At 58.2% G+C, this 22,783-nt stretch carries 21 protein-coding genes; 15 read left to right on the top strand and 6 right to left on the bottom strand.

From position 1 onward, the window contains the following. The 3 genes from nqrF to nqrM all read left to right on the top strand — a co-directional run bounded on the left by nqrF (position 1) and on the right by nqrM (position 2,679). A complete protein-coding gene (gene nqrF / locus A15D_RS09400; RefSeq protein ID WP_022986365.1) occupies positions 1–1,230 on the top strand; it encodes an NADH:ubiquinone reductase (Na(+)-transporting) subunit F in 1,230 nt (409 codons plus the stop codon). Between the two features lie 200 nt (positions 1,231–1,430). Next, positions 1,431–2,441: an FAD:protein FMN transferase gene (locus A15D_RS09395; protein WP_102791717.1), complete on the top strand. Its 1,011-nt coding sequence runs from the start codon at positions 1,431–1,433 to the stop codon at positions 2,439–2,441. Between the two features lies 1 nt (position 2,442). Beyond that, on the top strand, positions 2,443–2,679 hold the full coding sequence (gene nqrM / locus A15D_RS09390) for a (Na+)-NQR maturation NqrM (RefSeq protein WP_022986367.1): 237 nt from the start codon (positions 2,443–2,445) through the stop codon (positions 2,677–2,679). Between the two features lie 234 nt (positions 2,680–2,913). Here the strand turns inward: nqrM and A15D_RS09385 are convergent, their stop codons facing one another. Beyond that, positions 2,914–4,008 (bottom strand): GNAT family N-acetyltransferase/peptidase C39 family protein, encoded by a 1,095-nt coding sequence (locus A15D_RS09385; RefSeq protein WP_102791716.1) that lies wholly within the window; start codon positions 4,006–4,008, stop codon positions 2,914–2,916. A gap of 391 nt (positions 4,009–4,399) precedes the next feature. Between A15D_RS09385 and A15D_RS09380 the strand changes: the two genes are divergently transcribed. After that, positions 4,400–5,584 carry a patatin-like phospholipase family protein gene (locus A15D_RS09380; protein WP_102791746.1) on the top strand — a complete coding sequence of 395 codons (1,185 nt, stop codon included), beginning with the start codon at positions 4,400–4,402 and terminating at the stop codon, positions 5,582–5,584. On the opposite strand, the gene A15D_RS09375 is transcribed toward A15D_RS09380, so the two are convergent. Further along, positions 5,557–6,342 (bottom strand): glycerophosphodiester phosphodiesterase, encoded by a 786-nt coding sequence (locus A15D_RS09375; protein WP_102791745.1) that lies wholly within the window; start codon positions 6,340–6,342, stop codon positions 5,557–5,559. The genes A15D_RS09380 and A15D_RS09375 overlap by 28 nt on opposite strands. A 133-nt stretch (positions 6,343–6,475) precedes the next feature. Here A15D_RS09375 and A15D_RS09370 point away from each other — a divergent pair, with 133 nt between their 5' ends. The 5 genes from A15D_RS09370 (at position 6,476) to A15D_RS09350 (ending at position 11,786) form a co-directional block, all read left to right on the top strand. After that, positions 6,476–7,639, top strand: coding sequence for a sulfotransferase (locus A15D_RS09370; RefSeq protein ID WP_233192190.1), 1,164 nt, complete (start codon positions 6,476–6,478; stop codon positions 7,637–7,639). Between the two features lie 115 nt (positions 7,640–7,754). Then, positions 7,755–8,918, top strand: coding sequence for a glycosyltransferase (locus tag A15D_RS09365; RefSeq protein ID WP_102791715.1), 1,164 nt, complete (start codon positions 7,755–7,757; stop codon positions 8,916–8,918). Next, entirely contained in the window at positions 8,911–9,651 is a 741-nt protein-coding gene (locus tag A15D_RS09360; RefSeq protein WP_199175838.1) for a polysaccharide deacetylase family protein, read from the top strand. Before A15D_RS09365 ends, A15D_RS09360 begins: the two co-directional genes overlap by 8 nt. A gap of 197 nt (positions 9,652–9,848) precedes the next feature. Further along, positions 9,849–11,093 carry a hypothetical protein gene (locus A15D_RS09355; protein ID WP_158245796.1) on the top strand — a complete coding sequence of 415 codons (1,245 nt, stop codon included), beginning with the start codon at positions 9,849–9,851 and terminating at the stop codon, positions 11,091–11,093. A 63-nt stretch (positions 11,094–11,156) separates the two neighbouring features. Then, positions 11,157–11,786 (top strand): MarC family protein, encoded by a 630-nt coding sequence (locus A15D_RS09350; RefSeq protein ID WP_102791713.1) that lies wholly within the window; start codon positions 11,157–11,159, stop codon positions 11,784–11,786. 23 nt (positions 11,787–11,809) lie between these two features. Here the strand turns inward: A15D_RS09350 and A15D_RS09345 are convergent, their stop codons facing one another. The 3 genes from A15D_RS09345 to A15D_RS09335 are packed head-to-tail and all read right to left on the bottom strand — an operon-like array spanning position 11,810 to position 14,721. Further along, on the bottom strand, positions 11,810–12,703 hold the full coding sequence (locus tag A15D_RS09345; protein WP_102791712.1) for a carbon-nitrogen hydrolase: 894 nt from the start codon (positions 12,701–12,703) through the stop codon (positions 11,810–11,812). Between the two features lie 37 nt (positions 12,704–12,740). Continuing rightward, complete coding sequence (locus A15D_RS09340; RefSeq protein ID WP_102791711.1) at positions 12,741–13,748, bottom strand: agmatine/peptidylarginine deiminase; 1,008 nt, start codon at positions 13,746–13,748, stop codon at positions 12,741–12,743. 43 nt (positions 13,749–13,791) lie between these two features. Further along, positions 13,792–14,721, bottom strand: coding sequence for a hypothetical protein (locus A15D_RS09335; protein WP_102791710.1), 930 nt, complete (start codon positions 14,719–14,721; stop codon positions 13,792–13,794). A 168-nt stretch (positions 14,722–14,889) separates the two neighbouring features. Here A15D_RS09335 and A15D_RS09330 point away from each other — a divergent pair, with 168 nt between their 5' ends. Both A15D_RS09330 and lolD read left to right on the top strand, forming a co-directional pair. Beyond that, positions 14,890–16,125 carry a lipoprotein-releasing ABC transporter permease subunit gene (locus A15D_RS09330; RefSeq protein ID WP_102791743.1) on the top strand — a complete coding sequence of 412 codons (1,236 nt, stop codon included), beginning with the start codon at positions 14,890–14,892 and terminating at the stop codon, positions 16,123–16,125. Continuing rightward, positions 16,118–16,816 (top strand): lipoprotein-releasing ABC transporter ATP-binding protein LolD, encoded by a 699-nt coding sequence (gene lolD, locus A15D_RS09325; protein WP_102791709.1) that lies wholly within the window; start codon positions 16,118–16,120, stop codon positions 16,814–16,816. The genes A15D_RS09330 and lolD overlap by 8 nt, the downstream gene beginning before the upstream one ends. On the opposite strand, the gene A15D_RS09320 is transcribed toward lolD, so the two are convergent. Then, complete coding sequence (locus tag A15D_RS09320) at positions 16,807–17,403, bottom strand: DUF2062 domain-containing protein (protein WP_102791708.1); 597 nt, start codon at positions 17,401–17,403, stop codon at positions 16,807–16,809. The genes lolD and A15D_RS09320 overlap by 10 nt on opposite strands. 274 nt (positions 17,404–17,677) lie before the next feature. Here A15D_RS09320 and A15D_RS09315 point away from each other — a divergent pair, with 274 nt between their 5' ends. Genes A15D_RS09315 through msbA form a run of 4 tightly spaced genes read left to right on the top strand, consistent with a single transcriptional unit; the run spans position 17,678 to position 22,756 of the window. Beyond that, complete coding sequence (locus A15D_RS09315; protein ID WP_102791707.1) at positions 17,678–19,918, top strand: DNA internalization-related competence protein ComEC/Rec2; 2,241 nt, start codon at positions 17,678–17,680, stop codon at positions 19,916–19,918. Positions 19,919–19,965: 47 nt separating this feature from the next. Beyond that, positions 19,966–20,595: a MotA/TolQ/ExbB proton channel family protein gene (locus A15D_RS09310; protein ID WP_102791706.1), complete on the top strand. Its 630-nt coding sequence runs from the start codon at positions 19,966–19,968 to the stop codon at positions 20,593–20,595. Continuing rightward, positions 20,592–21,017 carry a biopolymer transporter ExbD gene (locus A15D_RS09305; RefSeq protein WP_102791705.1) on the top strand — a complete coding sequence of 142 codons (426 nt, stop codon included), beginning with the start codon at positions 20,592–20,594 and terminating at the stop codon, positions 21,015–21,017. Before A15D_RS09310 ends, A15D_RS09305 begins: the two co-directional genes overlap by 4 nt. Then, positions 21,014–22,756, top strand: coding sequence for a lipid A export permease/ATP-binding protein MsbA (gene msbA / locus A15D_RS09300; protein ID WP_102791704.1), 1,743 nt, complete (start codon positions 21,014–21,016; stop codon positions 22,754–22,756). Before A15D_RS09305 ends, msbA begins: the two co-directional genes overlap by 4 nt. The last annotated feature ends 27 nt before the right edge of the window (positions 22,757–22,783 follow it).

Raw genomic sequence — 22,783 nt, 5'->3', positions numbered from 1 at the left:
ATGAGTGTTGAGATTATTCTCGGTGTCGTCATGTTCACCGCCATCGTGCTGGCGCTGGTGGCGGTGATTCTTGCTGCCCGCTCGCGTCTGGTGGCTACCGGTGATGTACATATCGATATCAATGGTGATGCAGAAAAAGGCATCGATGCTCCGGCTGGCGGCAAGCTGCTGGGCACCCTGGCAAACCAGGGAATCTTCCTGTCTTCCGCCTGTGGCGGCGGCGGTACCTGTGCACAGTGCAAGTGTCAGGTGATCGACGGCGGGGGTGACATTTTGCCCACCGAAGAAGGCCACTTCACCAAGGGTGAAATTCGCGATGGCTGGCGTCTGAGCTGCCAGGTCAACGTGAAGCAGGACATGAAGATTCAGGTGCCGGAAGAATTCTTCGGTGTGAAAAAGTGGGAATGCGAAGTTATCTCCAATAACAACGTGGCCACTTTCATCAAGGAACTGACCCTGAAGCTGCCGGAAGGCGAGAACGTGGATTTCCGGGCTGGTGGTTATGTACAGCTGGAAGCGCCGCCGTTCGATATCAATTTCTCTGATTTTGATATCGCAGAGGAATACCGGGGTGATTGGGAGCGTTTCAACTTCTTCGATCTGAACTGCAAGAACAACGAAGAAGTGATCCGTGCTTACTCCATGGCGAACTACCCGGAAGAGAAGGGCATTCTCAAGTTCAACATCCGGATTGCCACCCCGCCTCCGGGGTCCAAGGATATTTCGCCGGGTATCATGAGCTCGTTCGTGTTCAACCTGAAGCCGGGTGACAAGATCACTGTGTTCGGGCCCTTCGGTGAATTCTTCGCCAAGGACACCGACGCCGAGATGGTCTTTATCGGTGGTGGTGCGGGCATGGCGCCCATGCGCAGTCATATCTTCGACCAGCTCAAGCGTCTGAACTCCAAGCGCAAGATGAGCTTCTGGTACGGTGCCCGTAGTGTTCGCGAGTGCTTCTACAACGAAGAATATGACCAGCTGGCAGAAGAGAACGATAACTTCGACTGGCACTTGGCATTGTCTGACCCGCAACCGGAAGACAACTGGGAAGGCCTCACCGGGTTCATCCACAACGTACTGTACGAGCAGTACCTGAAGGATCACCCGGCACCGGAAGACTGCGAGTTCTACATGTGCGGTCCGCCGATGATGAACGCGTCGGTCATCAAGATGCTTGAAGACCTGGGCGTTGAGCCGGAAAACATCCTACTGGATGATTTCGGCGGCTGACCCCCAACGCCGGCCCTCAGGGCCGGCGTTTTTATTTGAGCTACAAGCTACAACGCGTGATAGGCACCAGGCTTTTTGCGACTCCGTGCCCGCGCGTAGAGCTTGATCGCGGCTTGAAGGCTTGCAGAACACTATGGTCTATCGCGCGTTGTAGCTTGAAGCTTGTAGCTTGTCTCTGCCCCACTTATCGGAATGGAACCATGACCCGCATCTTTCCCCTGCTGGTGCTTTCCCTGACCCTGCTGCTGGCTGCCTGTGATGACAGCAAGAATCGTGTATCTGCACTCAGTGGTCCCACCATGGGCACGACCTGGAGTGTGAAATACACCGGGAGTCCCGATGAAAGCGTAGAAGCGCTGAAAGAAGATATCGAGGCCGCGTTGGAGCAGGTCAATGCCGAGATGAGCACCTACCGGCAGGATTCGGTGTTGAGCCGTTTTAACCAGGCTGAACCGGGCACCCTCATGGACTTGCCTGACGATACGGTAAAGGTGATCACGGCGGCGTTTTCGTTGTCCGAGATGACCGGTGGAGCGTATGACGTAACGGTGGGCCCGTTGGTGAATGTGTGGGGCTTTGGCCCTGATCCGGATCGCTTTTCCCCTCCGGATGCGCTTGAAATCGATGCGGCGAGAGCCAGGGTAGGGTGGCAGGCCCTGCTGCTTAGCGGCAATCAACTGCTACAGCCAGGCAACGTCTACGTGGATTTGTCTTCCATTGCCAAAGGGTTTGCAGTGGACAAGATTGCGGACCTGCTCTCAACCCACGGGGTAAACAACTATCTGGTGGAGGTTGGGGGCGAGCTGCGGGCTCAGGGGCACAAGCCGTATAACCAACCCTGGCGCGTGGCGGTGGAGCGGCCAATTCCCGGTGTCCGCGAAGTGGAGACCGTGGTGGCGCTGAAAGACCTGGCCGTAGCCACCAGCGGTGATTACCGGAATTTTTTCGAGTCTGATGGTAAACTGTACTCACACACCATTGATCCGCGCACCGGTTACCCGGTTGAGCATGCTCTGGCGTCGGTGTCCGTTCTGCATCCCAGCGCCATGATGGCGGATGGTCTGGCTACTGCCATGACCGTGCTGGGCCCAAAAGAGGGTCTGGCCTTTGCCAAGGCACATGAACTGGCGGTGTTCTTTATTGTCAGAACAGATAAGGGTGTCGAAGAAGTGATGACCCCCGCTTTCAAAGCGATTCAAGAGGAGCGATAACATGTTGATGACCATTCTGGCGGCTGTTGTTTTCCTTGGCCTGCTGTTTGCGGGTATGGCTATTGGCGTGATCATGTCCAACAAGCCTCTGCAAGGCTCCTGTGGCGGGCTGGCCAATCTTGGCCTGAAAGAAGGCTGTGAAATTTGTGGCGGCGATCGCGGGAAGTGCGAAGAGAACACCCAGAAAGTGAACAGCGAAAAAGCCGCTGCGCTGGGCAAGGATGTCATGAAAATGTAGGTTGGTTTTTTGTTGGCGCGCCGCTGGCGGCGCGATAACAAACCGGCAAGAGCGAGATTGGCCACAGAGTACACAGCGATTACGCTCTTTCTTCCTTTTAGTGCCCCCTCTATCCCGTCATTGTTGAAACGGTTTTGATCGCGCCGCCAGCGACGCTCCTACGGAAAGGGGCGCGATCGAGCGGTTATTGCGAGCCTTATTGAAAGTCCCGTCGCTTAAGAAAAACCACTCTTCTTAGCCCCCCAGTACCACCGCGGTGCGCAGTTTGGCCTGACCGTATTTTCGCATTTGCTCGAATTTCTCCCGGGCGATGGGGACATGCTGGCAGTCCAGAGGCACCTGGTCTTCGCCCGGGTCCGGGTCGTGAATGTAGAAACATTCCTCGTCGCTGCCACTGATCGCCACCCAGTGGGGGGCCTTGCGGCCATCCAGGCGCCAGGTACTGATCAGCACCAGAACAACCTTGCCCTGGGCGATGGCACTGTCCAGATCATGGGCAGTGAAATCCTGATAATGGACCGGAATCTGCTGCGCCTTGCAGCTACGGGCAAAATGCTCGTGCAGGGTGGTGATCACCTGCTTTTTGTCCGTATCACGTACCGAATCCACAAATAATGGACCCTGCTGGTTGCACCAGACACTGGCGTTGAGGCCACGCTTGTGGGCGGCGATTGCCAGCCCCATGGGGTGGCAGCCACCGTGGCCCGCGGTCATGTAAATGGTCGTAGCTTCACGCCATAACAACAGTTCCTCGGTGGTGTCTGCAGGCTGGTTGCGCAGGGCTGCAAGCGCCATCAAAAGACAAGCCGGGCCGCAGGTGAACGGGGTGCTTTGCTGCACCCAGGGCAAATGAATCTGTTCTGCGTTGGCTGGCTGGTAATGCAATCGCTTCTGGTATCGGAGGGCGTCTTGATGGTCCTCGTAATAATCCGGTGCCAGGCCAAACAGCCGGTAGCCACGTTTTTCATACAAGGCGATGGCTGCAGGGTTGTCCTTGCGCACTTCCAGTCGAAGGTAGAGTCGACGTTCCTGATGGGCATATTCTTCCGCAGCATCCATAAGCTGTTCCCCAAGGTGTTGGCCACGAAAGCCGGGATCCACGGCAATGGAATACAGACGCGCCAACCGGGTGCCGGGCTGGAGCAGAACCAGGGCATAGCCTCCCAGTTCCCCTTCCCGCTCTACTACCATCAGTCCGGCATGCTGGCGCTTTAACCATTTTCGGAAACTGCGGCGGGAGAGCCGATCGGAGGAAAAACAGCGTTGCTCCAGACGGGTAAGGGCGTCCAGATCGCTGGGTAGGGCAGGGCGTAGAGAGAAGGTGTTCATGGTCCTCGGAAGAACGGTTGTATTCGCCTGGGGCTTGGGGAACCTCTGAATAACTCCTTGCGTGCTCAGCGTGGCCTGAAGGGTGTAGCTGTTGTGTTTTGTCGCAACGGGCAGGGTGGTTCCCTTTCCTGGCGGCAAAGCGCAGCAGATGCGCCCCTCTTGACCCATAGAGGGGGCGAACCAGCCTGAAAGACTGAGCACGCAAGGAGTTATTCAGAGGTTCCCTAGCATAAGGCACCTGTGGCACCCGCAACCAGCGGATTCTTGATGCGCGAAAAGGGTAATCGGCACAGCGGTTGCAACGTCATGTAAAAGCCCGTCATCCGGCGTTTGTAGAGTCTGGCAGGTGGCGATGGCTGTGGGCATACTGGAGGCAACCAAGGAGGCGTTGATGCAGCAGAAGGATCCGGTCCGTGGACTGGTGTTATCCGGTGGGGGAGCCCGAGGGGCGTATCAGGTAGGCGTATTGTCGGCCATGGCAGACATGCTGGATCGCGGCGTCCCCAATCCTTTTCCGATCATCTGCGGCACCTCTGCGGGCGCGATCAATGCGTCTGCACTGGCTGCCAATGCGGGCAACTACCGTTCTGCCGTGCGGGGGCTGGAGCGGGTATGGTCCAACATTACTGCCGAACAGGTTTACCGCACCGATTTGTATGCTTGTCTGCGGGGGATTTTGCGCTGGTTTTTTTCCGGGTTCACCACCGGGCGGACTCCCGAGCGCAGTGCCTTGCTGGACAACCTGCCGCTGCAACGGTTGTTAAGCTTGGTGGTCAATTTTCAACGCATTCAGGGCAACCTGGATCAGGGGCATCTGCGTGCACTGGCGATAACCGCTTCCAGTTATGCCACAGGAGAGTCCGTCAGTTTTTTTCAGGGCAAAGATGATCTGGCTGAATGGGTGCGTGCGCGTCGCAAGGGCAAGCGTTCCACCATTGGTGTCGAGCATCTGTTGGCATCGGCGGCGATCCCGATTCTGTTTCCTGCTGGCAAGGTTGATGGCGGTTATTACGGTGATGGAGCCTTGCGCCAGTTGGCACCGCTAAGCCCTGCCTTGCATCTGGGCGCTTCCCGGCTACTGGTGATTGGTGTCTCTGGCAATGTCAGTGCAGGGCACCAGCGCGTCCTGAGCGGCTATCCGTCCATGGCCCAGGTGCTGGGACACGTTCTTAACAGCGTGTTTGTCGATACCCTGGAAGGGGATGTGGAGCGGCTGGAGCGCATCAACAATACGGTCAGGGCGTTGGGAGAAAGAGCGCGCCGCAAGCACGGTATTGCCCTCAAGGAAGTGGATGTACTGAAGATCTACCCCTCGCGGCCGATCGATGAAATCGCTGCGGAGCATATCGGGGAGCTGCCCAAGGGCCTGCGTTTCTTCTTGCGTGGGTCGGGTGCGACCCGTTCGCCGGGGGCCAGCGCTATGAGCTACCTGCTGTTCGAGCCCGGTTTCACCAACGCCTTGATTGAAATGGGCCGCAAGGATGCCTTGGCCCGCAAAGAGGAAATCCTGTCGTTCTTCAGTGACGAACCGCTTTACCGACCGGAGCCTCAGTCGGAAACGGAAGACGAGGCGTAACGCTGCCGACTGCGGAAGTGGCTGACGAAACTGGTGGGGTAGTCGGTGATGATGCTGTCTACCTTGAGTTTGGCCAACCGCTCGGCTTCAGTCAGATCATTGACGGTCCACACCGACACTTTCAAACCTCGCCGGCGTGCCCGGCGCATCAACGCCGGGGTGACCAGGGAAAAGTGCGGAATCACCCAGCTACAGCCCAGGCCCTGGGCACGGCGGGTCGGTTGCAGATAGCGGTACTGGCAGACGTAGCCACGCTCGATATCCGGTGCCATGGTGCCGATCATGCGCAGAAAGCCGGTATGACTGGAGGTGATCACCACCCGCGATTGCAGTTGCTGGTCATGGATCATGTGGCTGAGGTGGTGGGCCAGTTGATGCAGCACGTGGCGGTCGGCCCCTTTCACTTCAAACTGAAACCGCATCTGCGGCCCGCACAGGTCGACCACTTCCTGCAATGAGGGAATGCCGGTGGGGCTATGCCAGCCGGGAGTGTTACGTCGAGCATCCATGACGCCCAGCTGCGCTCGCGTATATTGCCGCACGTTGCCGCGAACGCCTGTGGTTCGTGTGACATCGCTGTCATGTAGCACAATCAGTTGACCGTCAGAGGACAGCCGTACGTCCAGTTCCATCTCCGTGACACCGGCCTCGACGGCCACCTGAAAGCTGGCCAGGGTGTTTTCCGGGGCTTCGCCACGGGCGCCACGATGCCCGACGAGGGCGGGGTGCAGGTGGACAGGGGTTGCTGGAGGAGTCATGGCAATATTCATACGGGCATTGTTTGCGAGAAAGATGACAGCGCTGTGACCTGGACACAAGAGGGTAAGGTGTCATTTTTATGACTTATCGCAAGGCTAGCCTTGCGCAGTAGGTTACCGAGGAGCCAGTCGATTGAATAACGCCCTGTCCGTCATCAAACAATACCTGCGAGGTATTCCGGCCAGTGCCTTTCCTGATTACGGGATTGGCCGGCGCGGAGCATCGTTGCAACGGCTGTTGGTGATCGTGTTGTTCTGGCCGGTATTTCTGCTGGTGCAGTTGATCAATGGGGCGGGACTGCTGCTCGACTATGTACTGTTTCCGGACTTTCGCCGAGTTACGGTGCGCGAGCCTTTGTTTGTCGTGGGGGTGCCACGCAGTGGCACGACCTTTCTGCACCGGTTGTTGGCGCTGGACCCGCGTTTTACGACGACGGCATTATGGGAATTGCTGTTTGCTCCATCCATTACGCAACGTTATTTCTGGACTGCTCTAGCCTCACTGGATGCGAGAATCGGCAAACCGGCCGGGCGCCTGCTTCTGTGGCTAGAGCGACGTGTGTTGGGTGGCCTGGATGGTGTGCACAAGACCGGTCTGCTGGACCCGGAAGAAGACTACCTTGGATTGATTCCGGTGTGGGGCTGTTTTCTGATGGTGCTGGTGGTGCCATCTCCTTCCTTGTGGCGCCTGACGTTTCTGGACCGCGATGGCTCTCCCGCAGAAAAACGCCGGCTAATGGCGGCCTATCGCCGTTTTGTGCAGCGGCATTTGTATTTCCATGGCCAGGACAAGCAGTTGCTGTCGAAAAACCCTTCGTTTACTCCGTGGATGCAGACCCTGGCGGACGCCTTTCCTGATGCGCGCTTCATTGGCTGCCTGCGTAATCCGGATGCCTCCGTGCCCTCACAGATCAACTCGATTCTGATTGGAGCACGGCTTTTCGAGGGGCGTGACACCACCACTTACTGGCGAGACGGGTTCATGGCGATGCTGGATTATTACTATCGGCATCTGCTGGAGGTGCTCGACACCCTTCCTGAATCGCGACAGGGGTTATCGGTCATGGAAGTGTTGGCAGATCGTCCTGCAGAGGTTGTTGCGCAACTGTACATTCGTTTCGGTTGGACTCTCGATCCGGCGTTCCGCGAACGTCTTGCGGAACAAGACCGCAAGGCAAAAGGCTATCGCAGCGGCCACCATTACGATCCGCAATCGCTGGGTGTCAGCGCAGAGGAGCTGAACGCGGTATTTGGTTGGGTCTACGACCGCTTCGGTTATTCACGGCCCGAGGCCTGAATGTCTTTGCGTGATCTGCCGTTGACTCATCGGCTGTCACATCTTGTCGCAAATTCCCGTTGGCTTTTTGTTGCTTGTCACAATTCGGAAATGGCCGCTGGTAATACTCGCGGCCATGGATACCAAAACGCTTCGTGTACTGTTTGTGGTGGATGCGATCAAAGGCCGGAATGGCGTTGGTGCCTATTTCCAGGATCTGGTATCGCATCTTGAAGACCGTGTAGAGCGGGTGGAACTGGTGCAACCCTGTTTGCAGGATCCCCACCCCTGTCAAGGCGCATCCATGCCGATTCCCGGTGACCCGACCCAGCGTCTTTTCTTTCCCCGGATACGTGAGCTCAGTGCTCTGGTGTGGGAGATGAAGCCCCACGTCATCGTTATTCCCGGCCCCGGCATTTTCTCCATGATCGGCTACTGGATTGCCCGAAAATGGGGAATCCCTGTTTGCGTTACCTTCCAGACGGATTACAACCGACTGGTAGAACTCTATTGGGGCAAGCGACTGGCCAAGCTGGCCGGGGGCTTTCTGAACTGGATCAACCGAACGCTGTTTCAGGGAAGTGAAACGGCGGCGACGATCTGCGAATCCATGATTGCCCAAGCCAGAGAAGCCGGGGCGCGCAACCCGCAGCTTGTTGGTACGCCGCTGGCCAGAGAGTTTGTGCAGACACCGCTGCAACCTCTGGCTGATGACGTAAACAAAGTGTGCTATGTGGGGCGCCTTGCGGCAGAAAAAAATATCGAATCCTTCCTGGAGCTGGCTGCGGCGCGTCCGGATCTGGAATTTCATGTGGCAGGGGATGGTCCCTTGCGTGCCAAAGTGGATCAGGCCTGTGACCGTCTGAGTAATCTTCACTGCCATGGCTGGTGCAGTCGTGAGCAAGTGGTAGCGCTGGTGGACCAGTGTGAGGTGCTGGTGTTGCCGTCTTCGGTGGAGGCATTTGGCACCGTAGCCCTTGAAGCCATGGCCCGCCAGCGACTGGTGATTACCACGCCCGCTTGCGGGATCAATGAATGGCCGGCGCTGGCGCGTGGGCTTTGGGTTATGCAGCCGGACGAAACGTTGAGCGACACCCTTGATCGTCTGGCAAGCCTGACAAGCGATGAGCGCCAGGCCAAGGCGGCGAGCGCGCGTGAGGCCGCACTGGCCATGAATAACCATGCTATCGAACACTGGGGTAGCGTGCTTGCCCACTGTGCGACGTTGAAGCCCCGCGCCGCCAGCCTGCCGTCGCCGACACTGGCATTGTTACGCCGTTTGAGTAGCCACCATGCCTGATGCTCTGTCTGCATTGGTGAGCATCCATGATGTGATGCCGGAAACTCGAGAGCAGGTCACGGCCATGCTCTCGCGACTACAGCTGGCGCCCGAACACGTCACTTTGCTGGTGGTGCCGGGGCGAGACTGGTCCAGGGACGACATCGCCTGGTTGCGCGATTTGCAGCAGGCCGGCCATCCACTGGCCGGCCATGGCTGGTCTCACCGGTGCCAACCGCCAGTGTCTCTGTATCACCGGCTTCACAGTCTCTTGCTGTCACGGAGGGTGGCTGAGCATTTGTCCTTCAGCGCAGAGGGGATCGTGCGTCTGGTGCAAGATTGCCATGACTGGTTTGCCCTCCATCAGCTCACGCCTTCACGCCTTTATGTACCTCCGGCCTGGGCACTCGGAGCCCTGCCAGCAGACGATTATTCGCGGTTACCGTTTCGGTATGTGGAAACCCTTTCCGGTGTGCTGGATACCGGCAGTGGCAAGACGCTGTCGCTGCCGCTGGTGGGATTTGAAGCAGACCGGCCCTGGCGAGCCTGGTTCTTGTCTTGCTTTAACCGATACTGTCTCGGCCGAGCGAAAGCGCAAGGGCGACCTTTGCGCATCGGACTCCACCCCTACGATCTGGATTTGCTTCTGGCCAGGAGCATTGCGCCGATGCTGGAGCAGGTGACGGCGTTTCTGGATTATGACGATCTGCTGTCCGCCCGGCTGCCGCTAAAGTCCTCGAATCCGGTTCGTTGAGAACGTTTTGCTCTTCCTTGTTTACCCTCTGACCATTGTGGTCAAAGCCTGATCAAAGATGTCATCGTGATAGCAGATTCGTGGTTTCTGCTGACGGCGTTTCGGGCTATTTTGTGACCGTAGAGTCACGAATTATGAAACACAGAAATAATAGCAAGAACAACAATGGGGCCGGGGCTATGAAGCGCAATTGCTCGATGTTCATTTTTGTACTGGCAGGCCTGCTGTGCTCGCCAGTGAGTCATGCTGAAAAAGATTACGACGATCTCAGCCGCGAAGAGATGAAGGCGATAGCCGACAAGGCTCAGAAAGGCAGTGAAGCTGAGGATGCGGATGGTTGGCAAAGCGAGAAAGTCGCCGTCGATGACAAGGTGATTTCCGGGCAGTGGAACAGCGTGCCGTTTCAGACCCGATTCTTCGATTATCCGCCAGAAAAGCTCAAGGAGGCCTGGCCGGTGTTGATGCGTGCCCTGCGTATCCCTTATCCGTCTGCCGAATACCTTGAGCGACGTATTGAGCACTTTCCACAATTGAAGGCCGAACTCGGTCCGGAATTCGATGGCAATTACCAGCACTTGTCTGACGAAATCCTGGAAGCCTGGCGCTTCTTTTTCCGTGGGGATTTCCGTGCAGCCAAGGAGCATGGCTCGCGGCTGGGCGCTTACGGCAAGATCCCTGCGTACCTGGCCCAGAGCGTCTATGCGGTGTACCTGACCGACACGCGGGAAGAGAAACTGCAGCTGCTTCAGGATGTGGCGAACCAGATCACCGATTACCTGGACTTGATCAAAAGCCTGAAAGATGAGGAAGAATTTCAGGCTGACTACATGACCTTGCGGTTGGGTTACGCGTTTTCCATTGCCCGGATTGCAGAAGAGGCATCACCGGTGGAATCGCTGATGAACAATTACTTGTTCAAGGTATCCCGGGCCATTGATGACACGCTGGAAATTGAACCGAATCATCCGGTAGCGCTGGCCATGAATGCGGCCAAGGACGCCAACATCATCCGTTACGTGGGCAAGCTGTTTGGTCGCCTGACCTTCGGTGCACGCCTGAGCCGCGTAGAGGACTACTTTGAGCAAGCGTTCGAGCAGGCTGATGATCTGGCCATTGTCCATTACGAATACGCCAACTCGCTGATTTATATCAACCGTAATCGGGATATCTACCGGGCCATGGAAGAGTTCAATGTGGCGATCGGGATCCACCCCAAAAGCGCCATGGAGGCGCTGGATTCCATGTACGCATCCAAACGCCTGCGTGAGATCAAGGATTACTACCTGAACTTCCGCAAGAGTTATCGTTCGTTCGAGCGTGAGCGCCGCGAGTACATGCTGACCACGGATGAAAATCTCTACAGTGTGTTGAAGGCACCTTTCCTGGTGAGTGAGTACCTCAAACGCAAGGATGCCGGTACCGAGTTATCCATGTCGCACTGACAGGCTTTAACCGGGCGCGAGGCTCAGGTATAACGACCTGACTTCCTTTCGCCCGGATCCCTCATGACCGATACCGTCAATCACCTGCTTGCTGTCTTTTTCGCCTACTTCGCGATCATGAATCCTTTCGCCAACACGGCGGTGTTTCTTGGTCTAACAGGCGGTCTTGCTCAAGAGGAGAGGGTAGCGGTTGCCCGCCGGGCATTACTGATGACTTTTATCATCATTGCGGCCTTTGCCGTGCTCGGTAACCTGATCTTTCATTTCTTTGGTATCACGCTGCCCGCCTTGCGTATTGCCGGGGGTGTCCTGGTTTTCCTGATCGGTTATCAGATGCAGCAAGGGGAAAACTCCAGCCTGCACAAGCCCAGAAGCAGTCAAGGTAGTGGCGGTGATGATGTGGCGATTTCCCCGCTGGCGGTGCCAATTCTGGCGGGACCGGGCACCATCGCCACGACAGTGAGCTTTACGGCAAGTAATGCGGTGGTGAAACCGCTAGGAACATTGCTGGTCTTTGCTGTGCTTTGCCTGATGACGTTCGTGTGTTTTGTCTACAGCCACAAGGTCGTGGCCCTGCTCGGACAAAAAGGGCTGAGTGTCATGACCCGGTTGATGGGGTTGATCCTGGCGGTGATCGGGGTGCAAATGCTGATTGAAGGGGTTTACGGTGCGATTGACGCGTTCCCGGGTTAACCCGGGAACGTTGCGCTGGGCAATCAGTCCCTGAAACGCTTGGTCAGGTCGCCATAGGCATCCACGCGGCGATCGCGCAGGTAAGGCCAGATACGACGTACGGATTCGCTGCGTTGCAGATTCACCTCGGCGATCAGGATTTGCTCGCTGTCACTGTCTGCCTGGGCCAGATACTCACCCTGAGGACCACACACAAAACTGTTGCCCCAGAACTGAATACCGCTGTCGTCCGCCGGACTCTGTTCAAAGCCTGTGCGGTTGGCCACCAATACCGGTAGCCCGTTGGCGACACCGTGGGCTCGCTGGATAGTGATCCATGCGTCCAGCTGGCGTTGTTGCTCTGCTGGTTCATCTGCGGTATCCCAACCGATGGCGGTGGGATACAACAGCAGGTCCGCCCCCGCGAGGGCCATTAGCCGTGCGGCCTCCGGATACCACTGGTCCCAGCACACCAGCAAGCCCAGTTTGCCGACACTGGTCTCGATGGGAGTGAAGCCGCTGCGGCCGTCGTTGAAGTCCGCATCCCCCGGGGTGAAATAGAATTTCTCATAGAAGCCGGGGTCATCCGGGATGTGCATCTTGCGATAGATGCCTGCCAGAGTGCCGTCCTTTTCCAGTACCACCGCGGTGTTGTGGTAGAGGCCGGCGGCACGTTTTTCGAACAGGCTGCCCACGATGACGATACCCAACTCTTTCGCCAGTGCGCCGAGGGCTTCGGTGCTCGGGCCGGGGATCGTCTCGGCCAGGTCAAACACGCTGGTGTCTTCGGTCTGACAGAAATACAGGCTGCGATGCAGCTCCTGCAGCAACACCAGCTCAGCGCCGGCGTTGGCCGCGTCACGGACCAGGGCCAGAGAATGCGCCAGGTTGGCGTTCAGGTCGGCGCAGTTCTTCTGTTGAATGACGGCTACACGCATGCTTCTTTCTCGCTGTCTTTCTTGCTGGTAAGAGGGCTCACAGGGCGCCACGGGGCAACTGCATGGTGACACAGTGCAGGCTGCCATGCTGCTCAATCAATACCCGACAGTTCACGGGGGTGACGACCCGGTCGCCTGCGACCGCCTGTAATGCTGTGATCGCTTCCTGATCGGTATCGCAGCCGTACACCGGCAACAAGACCTTGTCGTTAGTGATCAGGAAATTGGCATAGGTGGCGGGCAGCCGTTCTCCTTCCCGACTGTACTGCGGGGTAGGGAGCGGAAGCGCAACCAGTGTCAGGTTGTGCTGCCGGGCCAGGGTCTGGAGTTCCTGTTCCATGGCATGCAGCGACGGGTAATGGCTGTCACTGCTATCGCGACACTGCACATAGGCAAGGGTACGGGCATCCACGAATCTGGCCAGTGTATCCACATGGGCGTCGGTATCGTCGCCTTCCAGTTCACCGTGATCAAGCCACCAGATGTCGCTCACCCCCAATTCAGCCTTGAGGCGCTCGCACAGTTCTGCTTCAGACAGATCCGGGTTCCGGTTGGGGTTACGCAAACAGTGGCGGGTCGTCAGCAAATTACCCTTGCCATCGGTATCTACCGCTCCGCCTTCCAGAACAAGTGCCTGGGTATGCAATGGCAACTGCCAGGGCAGTGATGTATTCAGGGCATTGTCCTGCTCGGCATCAAATTTTCCGCCCCAGCCGGTGAAGGTGTAATCGAGTAATTCCACCTGGCCATCCTGCTCCACTGCAAGCGGGCCGAAATCGCGGGCCCAGGTGTCGTTGTAGTCGGCGATGATGAGGGTGAGCCGTTCACGGGCAATGCCACGCTGGTCGACCAGGCGGGTGATACGGCTTTGCATGGCCTCGTTTCGGCACACCAGCAAGACATGCTGATGATCCAGCAGGGCGGCAAGGATATCCAGATAACACTGTTCGGCGTCAGCCAGGTGGTCTGCCCAGTCAGTATGCTGGTCGGGCCAGGCCAGGAGCACCCCCCATTGGGGGTGCCATTCAGGAAGAAATCGGCGCATGTCAGGGTGGGTCCGTCAGGGAAGCAACATGCGCGCGAGTGTGCTACTGGCGGGCACCCCAGTCAATATAGAAACCGCTGTCGTCAGCCGCTCCTGCGTCGTCGGCAGGTTTGGCCGCTTCGGCCTGGGCAGAGGTGTCCTGAGCGGCTTGCTCGGTGTCAGCCTGGGTGCTTTCAGCTGCGTCCTTGGCGGACTGTTTTGCAGCGCCGGTAGCTTCAGTGGCTTTCTGCTCGCTGTCCAAGGCCTTGGCTGTTGCCTGCTCGGATGACGCTTCGCCAGCAATAATGATGCGGCCTGTCACCGGGTCGAAACGGAATTCGCCTTCATCGGGTGAGGCGGTGGCGGGCTCGCTGGGGGCTGGTGTCGGTGCAGGCTCGGGTTTGGGTTCCGCTTTGGGTGTCGGAGCAGGGGCCGGCTTGGACTCGGCGACCGGTGCCGTGGGGGCGGCGGCCTTGGCTTCAGGGGCCACCGGGGCTGCCTCTGGTGCGGACTTGGCTGGTGCCGGGGTTTCCTCGGGCTTGGGCTCGGCAGTGTCAGTTTGCCCGGCGGCGCCCGTAGGCACAAAGCGCCCGGATACCGGGTCGAAGGTCAACTCGCCGCTGTCGGCCGCAGGGGCCTGTTGGGTCGCCGGTTGTTGGGCGGCTGGGGCAGGGTCGGGTGCGGTCTGTGTTTCTTCAATGGGGGGCAGGCTGTCGACGGTCTGCGGACCGGAGACGATTGCAGGGGCCTGGCTGGCAGGGCGGTCCTGAACAGTGTGCAGGGTAATCCCGTTTTCAAAGTAGACGGTGAAGCCGTCGTAGTTCCAGCGGGTAATGGCTGGTGTGCCCACGGGGCCCTTGCTGGATAGCGGTGCGCCATGCTGGGCGCGAACCTGGGATTGGGGGGTGCCACGTTGGGGAACGTCTGCGGCCAAGGAGGCAGCGGGTAGCACCAGCGCTGCACTAGCCAGCAGCGACATTATTTTCGTTTTCATTATTTTCCCCCGGCGATAGGTATTTTCTTTCGATATTAGAAAGTTAGGCACGCTTATTCAACCATTTTGCCATCTGGCGGACGCAGATCCTGTTCACAAAGCGAGTCGCCGGGACGGCGGCTGATGTGATCGTAGTATTTGCCACCGGATTCGGGTTAAATGCGCTCCATGTTTAGACCTCTCTCATTTTATGTGGGGCTGCGCTATACCGGTGCTCGTGCCCGCAACAGTTTTATTTCGGTGATCACACTGATCTCGGCGTTGGGTTTGATGCTGGGTGTGGCGGTCCTGATTACCGTGCTTTCCGTCATGAACGGTTTTGACCGTGAGCTACAGACCCGCATTCTCGGCATGGTGACGCACTTGTCGGTGCATGGCCGTGAACCCGTGGACGACTGGCATCAACTGGCGCAACGGCTGGATCACCACAATGAAATCAAGGCGATCTCCCCCTTTGTGCAGCTGGAAGGGATGTTGACCCACCGTGGCGAGGTCGCGGGTGCGCTGATTAACGGTATTGAGCCGGAATCGGAGCGCAAGGTCTCCATCGTGGGGGACTACATGGAGCAGGGCGAACTGGAGTCCCTGGCGCCGGGTGAGTTCGGCATGGTGGTTGGCTACGGTCTGGCGCGGCGACTGGGACTCAGCATGGGCGACAAGGTGACCCTGGTGCTGCCGGAAGCCACCATTTCCCCGGCCGGTGTCATGCCGCGTTTCAAGCGATTTACCGTGACCGGTATCTTTCGGGTGCGAGCGGAGGTGGATTCGCTCTACGCCTACGTGAATGTTGACGATGCCGCCAAGCTGGCGCGTCAGGCGGGTACAGTGCAGGGGCTGCGTCTGCGGTTGGATGACTTGTTCAGTGCGCCCTCGGTGGGTTGGAAGCTGCAGCGGGAGCTGGGGCCAGGCTATTACACCAGCGACTGGACACGCACTCACGGCAACCTGTTCCAGGCCATCAAGATGGAAAAGACCATGATGACGTTGCTGCTCAGCTTCATCGTGGCGGTGGCTGCATTCAACATCATTTCCAGTCAGGTGATGCTGGTCACCGAGAAGCGAGGCAACATTGCCGTATTACGCACCCTGGGGGCGTCGCCAGGCACCATCATGCGTATTTTCATGGTGCAGGGCACCTTGATCGGGGTCGCCGGAACGCTACTGGGGACCGTGTTGGGTGTGTTGTTGGCCACGAATATCAGTAATCTGGCTGAATGGATCGAGACAACCTTCAATACGCGGCTGTTTGACGCCTATTTTGTGAATTACCTGCCGTCAGAGCTGCAGTGGAGCGATGTCATCACGATTGTTTCTATCGCGTTGTTCATCAGCTTTGCGGCAACCCTGTACCCCTCCTGGCGAGCCAGCCGGGTACAACCTGCGGAGGCCCTGCGCTATGAATGATTTCCGCAGCGAAGGCAGCACGGTGCTGCATGCCCAGTCTCTGGTGAAATGCTACCAGGAGGGCAATAACGAGCTTGAGGTCCTGCGCGGAGTGGAGCTGGTTGTTGAGCAGGGCGATATCCTTGCAATTATCGGTGCGTCCGGTTCCGGTAAATCCACGCTTCTGAATTTGCTGGGCGGCCTGGACGATGCCACCCGCGGCTCTGTGTCCATCGCCGGTAACGACCTGAGCCAGCTCAACGATCGTGCCACCGGCAAGTTGCGTAACCGCTACCTGGGCTTCGTCTATCAGTTCCATCATCTTTTGCCGGAGTTTACCGCGCTGGAGAACGTGGCCATGCCGTTATTGATTCGTGGTGACAAACCTGCCGCATGTCAGGAACGGGCGGCTGCCATGTTGGAGAAGGTGGGGCTGGGGCATCGCCTTCGCCACAAACCATCTGCATTGAGTGGCGGTGAACGTCAGCGGGTGGCCATTGCCCGGGCGCTGGTCACTGAGCCTGCTCTGGTCATGGCAGATGAGCCTACGGGTAATCTGGATGAGCGTACGGCGGAACAAGTGCAGGCGTTGATGCTGGAGCTGAACCGCTCGTTGGGTACCGCTTTCATGATCGTGACACATGACCGGGACTTCGCCAGCCGCTGTCCAAAGCAGTATGAGCTGCATGATGGGGTGTTGCGTCAGCTCTGACGCGGCTCCTCGGTTTCGTCTTTCTCTTTACTGTCATCTTCGTTGCGTTGTGCCGCTTGCTCCTTGCGGGCGGCACGACGCTGTGCCCGTGCTCGTGCACGGGCGCGCAGGTTCCAGCTGCGAATCACTGCCAGCCGCCAGGCCACCTTGACGGTCAGATAGGCAACCCCTCCAAACAACAACGCGCACAGCACAGAGCCAACCCAGAGCGGGATCAACTGCTCCACGAACCAGGCTACGGTGATGTCTTCACCACTGTGCGGCGGCATGCCCAGCAGCCAGGCGCCGATACGGTAGGTAAAGTAGAAAATGGGCACATAGGTGACCGGGTTGGAGATCCAGACCAGCATCACCGAGAGTGGCAAGTTGCAGTGAAAACGCACCGCAAGAAAGGCGGCCAGTCCCATTTGCAGAGGGATGGGTAGCAGCCCGGAAAAAATGCCGATGAAGGCGGCGCCGGCCAGGGAGCGGCGGTTGATATGCCAGAGATTCGGATCTGCCAATACCTCGCCCAGAAAACGCAAGGATTTCTGTTCACGAAGCCGTTCGGGCTTGGGCAGGTATTTACGAAATATCCGTTTAGGCATGAACTCGCATCTGCTGGCCTGATCGGGCGTGTTGTGCCCGGAGTTTCCGGTCAGCTTGCCTGAACCTTGGGCGGCAGGCTATCCGACCTTTGTGGTGATCTGCATAGCGCATGTCTGGCAGAAATTGGGGTCAGAGGCTTACCCCGCTTTCCCCCGCGGCTGGCTATTATGCCCGCAACAACCACAAAGGCATACACCTGCCACGGGTATTTGCCACAGCGAAACGTGCTGAAGCACGAAATACACCGGGTGTGGTGCCAACCGGGGAGCAGCAATGGGGTGGTGGATAGCGGCTCTGGCCATGGTGGCGGGTTGCTGGCTTGGCGTGTTGTGGCCGCTGTGTGTGATCTTGTTTGCGGTGCTGTGCTGTCGCCGGTGGCGAGGATGGTTGCTGTTGCCGGGGTTGGCCTTCATGGCCGGAGTGATGCAGTTGCAGTGGGGAATTGGGCAGCAGTTGCCCGATGCCCTGGAAGGGGAGGTGCTACCGTTTGAGGCCCGGGTGGTCGCCTTGCCGCAAATGGTCCATGAATATCGCTTTGGACGCTGGCGTTGGCGTCAGGCCCTGCTACTGGAAGTCTCCGGCAACGACGCCTGGCCAGGCGTTCACCGTGTGCGCGTGAACTATTATGACCCGCCGCAACCTGTGCGTGCGGGGGAGCGGGCCCGGATAGTGGTCAAGCTCAAGGCTGGGCGAGGGCAGTTTAATGCAACGGGTGCGGATCTGGCTCGCCGGGACCTGGCGCAGGGGATTCATGCGCGCGGTTCGATACGACAGTGGCATCGGTTGTCGCAGGGCCGCGGGTTTTTACGTTGGCGAGAGCAGTTGTCCGCCAGTCTTGCTGCTCGCTTGCAGAATTCACCGGTGGGAGCATCGGTGGTGCCTGCACTCATTGTCGGCGACCGTTCAAGACTGACCCCGCAGCAGTGGCAGGTCTTTCAGGCCACGGGGGCGGCCCATCTGCTGGCGATCTCCGGGCTGCATATTGCGCTGGTGGCCGGGTTGGCGGGCTGGCTCGGCCGCTGGTGCCTGATGCCGCTTTGCCAGCGGTTAGTGCCTGCTTTGCAGCGCTATACCTTGCAACAGCTGGCGTGGTGCCCGGCCATGCTGGCGGCGGTTGGCTATTCCGCGATGGCGGGTTTCAGTCTGCCGACCCTGAGGGCCGTGACCATGCTGGCCGTGGTGGCGATATCATCGTGTTTGCGACAGCCTTTTTCGTTATGGCGTAGCCTGGCAATGGCCCTGTGCGTCGTGCTGTTGGTGTTTCCCCTGTCTGCCTTGTCGGAAAGCTTGTGGTTGTCATTCGGTGCCGTGGCTGCCATTGGTTGGTTGGCCATGGGGCAGGGCAGTCGCCGGTTGATCGTGCTATTGCCTGCGGTCATGAGCGTGCTGGGCGCAGTCTTGTTCGAGCTGTGGTCACTGAGTGCGCCACTGGCGAATATCGTGTTGATTCCCCTGTATTCGTTTTTGGTGATTCCATTGGCCTTATGTGGCGCTCTGGCTGACTGCAGCGTGTTGTTGCACGGGGCTGCCACGGGTATTGAGCTTTCCGCGTGGTTGATGGAGGAGTTGGCTGACACCTTGGTTTTGCCGGGGTTGCCCTTGCCTGGCGCATGGGCCGGGACTTGCCTGATGGTCGCAGTGGCGATGTTGATGATGCCCGGGTTGCCGTTCCCCCGGCGTTTGTTGCCGTTGTTCCTGATTCCATGGCTGGCCCAGCGCCCGGCGCCGTTACCCGCCGGTGAATGGGAACTGACTGTTTTCGATGTGGGGCAAGGGTTGGCGTTGGCGGTACGGACCCGTGAACATCTGCTGTTATACGACACCGGGGCATCCTGGCCGGGTGGCAGTATGGCAGCCAGTATCGTGGTGCCGTGGCTCAATCGTTTTGGCCTTGTCCCTGACCGGATTGTGGTCAGTCACGGGGACAATGATCACGCGGGAGGCTTGCGAGCCATCTTGCCAATGATGGCGGAGTCCCGGGCGGTGCTGAGTGGTGAACCCGAGCGGGTAGCCGGTAGCAGCCCCTGTCACGCCGGGCAACAGTGGCTGTGGGACGGGGTGCGCTTTCGGGTGTTATGGCCGCGGCAGGGCGACGGTAATGCGCGTGGCAATGATGCGAGTTGTGTGCTGCATATCGAAGGGCGAAACCTGTCGTTGCTCTTGCCCGGTGATATTACCCGTGAGAGTGAGTACCCATTGCTGGGGCAGTGGCCACAGAGCGATCTGGTGGTGCTGGCCCATCATGGTAGTCGCTCCAGCACCTCGGCGGCCTTTCTGCGTGACACCTCACCACAGTGGGCGGTTGCCAGTGCCGGTTATCGCCATCATTTCGGCCACCCCCATGCGCAGGTGCTGGAACGTCTGCGGGCGTCGGGAGTCACAGTTCTGCGCACCGATGAGTCCGGCATGATTGTGTTTCGCCGGGGTGATGCCGATAATGTTCCGCTTATAACAAAATGGCGCCAATCTCATGCCCGGCCCTGGCACAAACCGGCCGGCTGGCGTTTCTGGTAACCCGACTGCGCCCAGATGGGCGACGTAGTGAGTGAGGGGAGAGAAAGGTGCAGGACCTTGTGCAGTCCGGGGGCTGGATGATGCTCCCGATCCTGATTTGTTCCGTGGTGGCACTGGCCATTGTCGTTGAGCGTTTCTGGACGTTACGGCCGAGCAAACTGGCGCCGGCGGATACCGTTCCGCAGGTGCAGACCCTGTTGAAGCGGGGCTTGCTCAATGAGGGCAATCTGATCAAGTTGCGCGACAGTTCACCGCTGGGGCGTATTCTGGCGACGGGCCTGGCCAATGCCAAGCACGGCCGAGATATCATGAAGGAAAGCATTCAGGAAAGTGCGACCGGCGTGATTCACGAGCTGGAAAAATTTCTCAGTACGCTGGGGTCCATTGCGGCCATTACGCCTCTGTTGGGTTTGCTGGGGACGGTGATCGGCATGATCGATGTGTTTGCCGCGATCATGATTCACGGTACCGGTGATGCCGCACAACTGGCGGGCGGGATTTCCCAGGCCTTGCTGACTACCGCTGCCGGTCTGGTCGTGGCGATTCCGGCTATTTTCTTTCACCGCTTTTTTGTCCGCCGGGTGGAAGAAATTACCGTTGAGCTTGAGCAGAGCGCGGTACACGTAGTGGATCTGGTACACGGTGACCGCGAAGCCGAGCCAGGAGAAAAGGCGTGAAGTTCCCCCGTCCCAGCCAGGAAGAAATCAGCGTCAATCTGACACCTCTGATCGATGTGGTGTTTCTGCTGCTGATTTTCTTCATGGTTTCCACCACCTTTGATGACAAGACGCAGCTTGCGATCACCCTGCCACAGGCTGATGGAACGGCGCTGGCCCCGTCGCCAGATCAAGTGGAGGTGACGATCACCTCCACCGGAGATTATCTGGTCAACGGGGAAAAGTTGGCAGCCAGCGACAGCAGAAGCCTGCGTGTGGCCCTGCTACGACTTGGCCAGGACAAAACGGATCTGCCGCTGCAAATCTATGCGGATGCCAATGTGGCCTATCAGTCTGTTGTGCGCGTCTACGACGTGGCGGGGCAGCTGGGTTTTGTTAAGCTGTCGCTCACCACCCGCCAAACCCCTGACGAGGCACAATGAGTCAATCCTCTGTGGACGTGTGGCCGACCTACAAGCGGCTGCTTTCCTATGTTCGTCCTTACTGGTTCATGCTTGTCCTGAGTGTGATTGGCTACGCCATTTATGCGGGGACGCAAGCCGGTGCGGCCCAGCTGGCAGGGTATCTCGGCGAAACCATCGTCAATCCCACGGAATTTCGGGTGATGGTGGTGTCCATTGCGCCCCTGGTGTTGGTGATATTCCAGGGGCTCGGTCAGTTCATGGGAAGTTACACGATGAACTGGGTCGCTCAACAAATCGTGTATGTGCTGCGCAACGATGTGTTCGGTCATGTTCTTAAGCTGCCCCAGTCGGAGTACCACAAGAATGCCTCAGGCCGGATCATGTCGAAGATCATCTTTGACGCCCAGCAGGTCACCAGTGCAGGCACCGATGCGATCATTGTGATCATTCGCGAAGGCTTGACCGTGATTGGGCTATTCGGCTTTTTGCTCTGGCAGAACTGGAAGCTCACTCTGATATTGGTTGCCGTCGCGCCGCTGATTGCCCTGGTCGTCAATGTGACCAGCAAGCGTTTCCGCAAGATCAGTCGACGAATCCAGGCGTCCATGTCCAATATCACGCATTTTCTGGGTGAGGCCATTGAGGGCAGCGGTGAGGTGAAAATCTTTGGTGGCCAGGAGCAGGAAGCCAACCGTTTTCATTCTGTCAGCCGCACATTTGCCAAACAGAATGTGAAGCTCAATGCCAGCAAGATTGCCAGTACCGTCATTGTGCAGTTGTTTGTGGCTGTCGGGATCGGCGCGATTACCTATCTCTATATCCACTTGATGGGTGACGCGCTGACGGTGGGTGGCTTCCTGTCTTACATTGCGGCGGCCGGGATGATCCAGAAACCCCTGAAACAGCTCACCGACGTGAATGTGAAGGTGCAGCGCGGGGTAACCGGTGCTGCCAGCCTGTTCGAGCTGCTTGATACACCTGAAGAAGTGGATCAGGGACTCTATGTGCCTGCTACCAAGGTGCGCGGTGATATCGAGTTTGACGGTGTGACCTTTGGTTACGAGCCCAAAACACCCGTAATACGAAATCTGTCCTTCCGCATTCGCGCCGGCGAAACCGTGGCGCTGGTGGGCCGTTCCGGTGCGGGGAAGAGTACCATCAGTGCCATGTTGCCCCGCTTTTTCGATCCGGATCAGGGGCGCATCCTGTTGGACGGTGTGCCACTGGATGAATACACCCTCGGAGAACTGCGCAACCAGATTGCCATGGTCAGCCAGCGGGTGGTGCTGTTTAACGACACTGTGCGCAACAACATTGCCTATGGCGAGTTGCGCACGGCGGACGATGCGGCGATTGAAGCGGCTTCCCGTGATGCCCATGCCTGGCGTTTTATTGAACAACTCGAGCAGGGTTTGGACACCCGTCTGGGCCAGGATGGAGTGCAACTGTCCGGCGGACAACGCCAGCGTATCGCGATTGCCCGTGCATTGCTCAAGGATGCGCCAGTGCTGATTTTGGATGAAGCGACCAGCGCGCTGGATACTGAATCTGAACACCACATTCAGCAGGCGCTGGAGCGAGTCATGGCCGGGCGAACTACTCTGGTTATTGCCCACCGTCTGTCCACCATCGAGAAGGCCGACCGGATTCTGGTTCTGGATCAGGGCCAGCTCATGGAGCAGGGTAGCCATGAGGAGTTGCTGGCGAAGAACGGTATCTATACCCAGCTTTATCGGATGGACTTTGCAGAAGAGTAATTCAGGGAACGAGGATTCAGGGGCAGA

Origin of the sequence: Alcanivorax sp. MD8A (assembly GCF_002888555.1) — a bacterium.
In the GTDB taxonomy this organism is placed as follows: domain Bacteria; phylum Pseudomonadota; class Gammaproteobacteria; order Pseudomonadales; family Alcanivoracaceae; genus Alcanivorax.
The sequence above is the reverse complement of the archived record's forward strand: the minus strand, read 5'-3'. Positions and strand labels throughout refer to the sequence as shown.